Origin of the sequence: Dehalobacter sp. (assembly GCF_030063005.1) — a bacterium.
Taxonomy (GTDB): Bacteria; Bacillota; Desulfitobacteriia; order Desulfitobacteriales; family Syntrophobotulaceae; genus Dehalobacter; species Dehalobacter restrictus.
Genome location: NZ_JAPDHR010000038.1, coordinates 1 through 5,271, shown reverse-complemented (window position 1 = coordinate 5,271; position 5,271 = coordinate 1). Strand labels below are relative to the sequence as shown.

4 protein-coding genes are annotated in these 5,271 nt (G+C 40.5%); 2 read left to right on the top strand and 2 right to left on the bottom strand.

Annotation, left to right across the window (positions count from 1 at the left end; all coding sequences use genetic code 11):
* The first annotated feature begins 170 nt into the window (after nt 1–170).
* Both fliB and OKX56_RS10690 read left to right on the top strand, forming a co-directional pair.
* Nucleotides 171–1,409, top strand: a complete 1,239-nt coding sequence (fliB, locus tag OKX56_RS10695) for a flagellin lysine-N-methylase (protein ID WP_141690631.1) — start codon at nt 171–173, stop codon at nt 1,407–1,409.
* 150 nt (nt 1,410–1,559) lie between these two features.
* Nucleotides 1,560–2,447: a DUF3102 domain-containing protein gene (locus tag OKX56_RS10690; protein WP_025206034.1), complete on the top strand. Its 888-nt coding sequence runs from the start codon at nt 1,560–1,562 to the stop codon at nt 2,445–2,447.
* Nucleotides 2,448–3,195: 748 nt separating this feature from the next.
* On the opposite strand, the gene OKX56_RS10685 is transcribed toward OKX56_RS10690, so the two are convergent.
* Both OKX56_RS10685 and OKX56_RS10680 read right to left on the bottom strand, forming a co-directional pair.
* Nucleotides 3,196–3,534 carry a type II toxin-antitoxin system HicB family antitoxin gene (locus OKX56_RS10685; protein WP_019226908.1) on the bottom strand — a complete coding sequence of 113 codons (339 nt, stop codon included), beginning with the start codon at nt 3,532–3,534 and terminating at the stop codon, nt 3,196–3,198.
* Between the two features lie 383 nt (nt 3,535–3,917).
* The gene (locus OKX56_RS10680; RefSeq protein ID WP_019226907.1) at nt 3,918–5,054 is read right to left on the bottom strand and encodes an SPRY domain-containing protein; all 1,137 of its coding nucleotides are present in this window, start codon (nt 5,052–5,054) and stop codon (nt 3,918–3,920) included.
* Between the last annotated feature and the right edge of the window lie 217 nt (nt 5,055–5,271).

Genomic DNA, 5,271 nt, shown 5'->3' with positions numbered 1-5,271 from the left:
AATATGATTATGGATACTTTTCTTAGCACTATTCCACGGTCTTTCAAAGAACGATTGTTGTTTGCAACCTGATGTGTCAGAAAAATCATGGCTTTAACCATTATTTAATGGTGGGAAAGTTGAGTCAATAACAAATACATACTTGCAATACGTTGATATGGGGGGTAAATGTGAGCGGTAAAGAATATCAGTCTGTGTTAATCCCAAAATATTTGCATGATTTTTCTTGTCAAGGTTCTCAATGCGAGGATTGCTGCTGTTGTTTCGGGTGGATAGTGTCAATTGACCAGAAAACGAGTGATAAATATTTAAAGGTTACGGATCCTGAACTTAAACCATTATTGGAAGAATACATTGTTAAAGATGACCAATGCCAGACAAATAGCCATTATAAAATATTGAAAACGTTGGAAGGAGGCAGGTGCCCTTTTCTCAATGAAAATAAATTGTGCAATATCCAATGCAAGCTGGGGGAGGATTACCTGTCAGAAATATGTTCAGTATTTCCCAGACATGCTAATCTAATTGATGGAGTCTTAGAAGGTTCAGGAACGCTGGGCTGCCCGGAAATGGCCAGATTAATACTTCTGAACCCTCAGACGATTGAATTTGATCACATAGACGAATGGCCGCATATTCATTACCTCATCCTTTCGTCTATAGATACTAAAAGTTCTCCAGTAACAAAGTATTTTTGGCCGTTAAGAATCTTCACCATCAAAGTTTTACAGGATAGATCGTATACATTATGGGAAAGACTAATGTTTTTAAGTATATTCTATAATCGAACGCATCAAGTTTCGAATAATTATAAAGAAATTGAAAATTTTATTGATGAATACGACAGGCTGCTTTCGGATTGTAATACCGTAAAAAACATCTTGTCAGGTATCCCCGCTGCAAATCATATCCAAGTAAAGCTCATTAAAAGTATCATCGATCTGAGATATCTTCATAAAGGTCAAATTTACGGAAGCAGATATCTGGAATGCTACAATGAGTTTCTTATGGGCCTAAATTTCTCAGATGGGAGGAATTGGGATGATATTTTGTGCGATTTCGATAAAACGTTGCAGGATATTGTTAAGCCCTGGCTGGAGAAAAATGAATATATATTTGAGAATTATTTGGTTAACTATGTGTTTAAAGAGTTAGTCCCTCTGCGCAATGATTCTACTTTTTTTGAGTCCTTTTGCATGATGATCCTTCACTATGCTTATGTTTCATTATTGCTTGTAGGTATAGCCGCTTATCATAAAGGTATTACTGATGAAATAATTATTAAGCTGTTTCAGTCTTTCTCAAGAACGGTAGAACATACTCCTTCCTATATTAACGATATCTATACTCTTTTTAAACGGGAGGATTTTTTTCAGCTTCCTTATATCGCTGCCATAATTAAAAATTAGGAAATGATAAATGAATACCTTAAAAAAATCAAGCAGAAACCCGGTTCGAAAATGGCCGGGTTCTGTTTTTTAAAAAGCCAAGCCCTCACCGTCCGAAGCCTATCTACATATGCTGTAATTAGACTCATAATGAAAGGACGGATGGGCGGTATGGATAATCCGGCCACCGAACGCACGCCGCTTGTCATAGCGGCTGAAATAAAGATGATAACCTGCCAAACTAAAAAAATATTGCTTACCAGCGCCATTGAAATCGGCCGTCATTTGCAGGAAGCCAAGGCCATGCTCAAACACGGGGAATGGATTAAGTGGCTGGAAGAGTCTGTGAACTATTCTCGCCGAACTGCCTCCAGGCTGATAAAGCTCTACGAAGAGTATGGGCCTAGCTTCCCTGAAGGATCCGACAGCTCAAATGGGACACCAGTGTCCCATCTGACTTACATCCAGGCTCTCCTCTTACTGGGTTTACCGGCAGAGGAGCGGGAGGAATTCATCACGCACAATGACGTCGGCAGTATGACGAAACAGGAGCTGCAGCAGGCTCTGAAGGACAGAGATCAGGCCAATCAAGCGAAGGAGCAGGCGCTTCAGGAAAAGGGCCAGGCCCTTCAGGAGAATCAGCTACTCAAAAAAGGGCTGGAGACGATCGATAGTACAATCTCCGAATTAAAAAAGGAGCACGCTAAGGCTTTGCCAAGGCCAACGAATCCGGAACATGTCAATGCAGAAGCCTTATCTGCCAACGATACCTCCTCTGCCGGTGATGTCCCCTCTGCAACGACAGCCCCTTTTACCCATAACCTTAAAACCGAACGCAACCCCGACGCTTACATCAAGTATGTAGAGAAATGCGACGCTTGCTCCAAAACGATCGCCGATACCTTCTTCGATCTGACGACAGCGCTCACCAATCTGGCTCATATCGATCCGGAGCTGAAAGAAGAAAAAAGAAAAGCGGCCAACCAGCTGATTGATTATATGGCAGAGACAATTAAAGTGTGGCCGCCCCCGAAGAAGCCGCTCAGAGTTAATTCCTGATTTTCTCCGATTGGAGCTATGGATATATTGTGCAGCACATGCGAAGGCTAAAGGACTTATTATCGTCACGAATAATGTCCGTGAATTTGAGCGAGTTGAGGGCCTTGGGCTCGGGAATTGGGTTAGTGCATGAAAGCCAGTCGGCATAGCTTAGCTGACCAAGAGAAGCGAAAAACGAGGCACTTCATTATGAAGCACCTCGTTTTTCGCTTTCTGTATCGCTTAGGGGTATAGTATCGTCCAACAGAATCATTACGAAACAGGCTATCGGTGAGTATTTCTCATCTGTAAAGGAGAAATATCGCATGCTCACCCCCGTAAATATTAAGGACTATACGCAGAACATGTTTTCACAAATATGACCCGGAGCTTTGCTTCTTACGCCATCACCTTTCCTTTATTCTGAGAAATCGGATTTTATCGATTGAATAATAACTAAGCCCGAGGATTAATCTCCCCGGGCTTTGATTATTTTTTATTGTTCTTGCTCCTGATATTCCATAACCTCAAAATTCATGATCTTGTCAAATACAAGGTAGTCTTTTCTACTTTGGAAGGGGCCGAGGTTATAGTTTTTGTTCACAATATAATAATTACTTCCGGTTCCTTCAGCTCGTCCATCATACCAGTTAAGAATAAGTTGGTGTCAGGCACCGTAAAGTTTAATCATAGGAAAAAGAAAGAAGTCGCAACCCTCCCGGAGCGGTCGCAACTTCTTTTGATGTTGAACTTTTCAGATGTGCGGCTGTTAAGGTTGATTCACATTGTGTCTTATGGCATACTCCACAAAGGCATTGAGGGACAGACCGCGAGCGGACGCAGCAAGGGCGGCTTGGCGGTGCAATTCGGGCTGAATGCGGACATTGAAAGAACCTTTGAACGGCTTCTCGGGCTGTTTGCCGCTTTTCTCGCATAATTCCAAATACTCATCAACCGCATTATGAAAATCTTCGGTGAGGGCTTTTGCGCTGTCACCTTCAAAAGAAATCATGTTTTTTATGCCAATGACCTTTCCATGAAATACTGCATCTTCCTCGGAAAACTCAATGCTCCCGGTGTAGTCTCGATAATGAATGTAGTTGCTCATAACAATCCCCTTTCTTGTAAGGCTGTAATAATATCCTCTACTTGATACGGCTTGAGGATGTTTCGCGGATGCGGCTTGTGCAGTCGGATGTAATCATTTTCTCCGTTGGAGAAAGCGACTCTTGAACCGCCTGTTTATATTATATTCAATCCTCAAAAAATGCAACTATTTTTAGTTACATTAAGGAATATTTTTACCCGCTCAACTCGGGTGTGATGCGCCGTTTATGGTTAAGCAACGAACACACCCCATTCACGCAATGTAACTACGCGTTTGTCGTTGAGGTACGAAAAGCGGGGTGTTTTTAATGCTCGCAGTTAATTATTCCCCGTTTTGAATAAATAACTAAGCCCGAGGATCAATCTCCCCGGGCTTTGCTGATTTTATTGTTCTTGCTCCTGATATTCCATGACCTCAAAATTCATGATCTTGTCAAATACTAGGTAGTCTTTCCGGCTTTGGAAGGGACCAAGGTTAAAGTTTTTATTCATGATATAATAATTTCTTCCGGTCCCTTCAGTTCGTCCATCATACCAGTTAATGAAATCATTTACCTGGGTCATGGTTAAGTCATATTCCTTTTCTGTTCCGTTTATCATGGTAACTACGAGTAAAGCTCTTCCAGTAACAACTTCTAACGGCGTTGCTGATGCTTCATCCGAATTTGAACTTTCCTCGGCACTATTTACAGCTGTGACGACATAATAGTAGGTTGTTCCGTTTATTACTGACGTGTCAATATACGAGTTTGTTGTCGAAGTTCCTACTGTTGTATATGGACCTCCGATTACAGTTGCCCTTTTAACATTGTAACTAGTAGCACCAGAATCAGCGGTCCAACTTAAAGAGATTTGGGAATTACCAGAAGTAGCTGTTAAATTACTTGGTGCATTAGGCAAAACAGATAGGTTATACGCTAGATAGCCACTAGGGGGAGTAAACGTAAATGGAGTTGCTCCAAAATTAAATGTTACAGAGGTAGCATTTGTTGCTGAAACAAAAAACGGATAAACAGCCCCGAGTGAAGATATATCACTACACAATGTACCAAGCAAGTTTCCATTTTTATATATTTCTAAAGTTCCTTCGTCCATATCCAAAGCTAATCCAATTGTATTGCCGACAGCTAAATATCCACCTCCTAAATCTTCTGTTTTAATGCTTGGATATCCCGAATCATCTCCATAATAAACTCGGCTATTTTGTTCTTGCCAAGACCAACTAGAAACACTTGCTGAACTATTAGCTATTCCAATCCCTGTATTCGTTGGACCTGAAACTGATGTAACTTCCCAATACCATTTTCCATTAGTAACACTTTTTGTAGCTCTGACGCCTTGATTGTAATTAGTATCCCCTTCATAAACAGTTAGATTACCGTTACTTAAAGCTACCCCACCACCTTTATCTGAAGGATTAAGTGTTACTTCAGTTGTGGCAAAACAGCAGGGACAACTGTAACCAGCAACATGATCGCCATTAACAGAATTGATAACATTTTTACTTTTTTCTGATATCATACTTTTATTTCCTCCTCTTTAAATAATTGTTTATTTATACAAAATATAACATAAATAATACCTACATTATAAGTCTTATAATTATTTTTCATTAACTCAACTTTCCCACCCTGTCGGGTAGGTTGAAACCTTGAAAGTCTTTGAAAGTATGGTTAAATACAACAAGGAAACCACCAAATCTGGTATAATGAGAATAACCACAAACCCAATAATACCA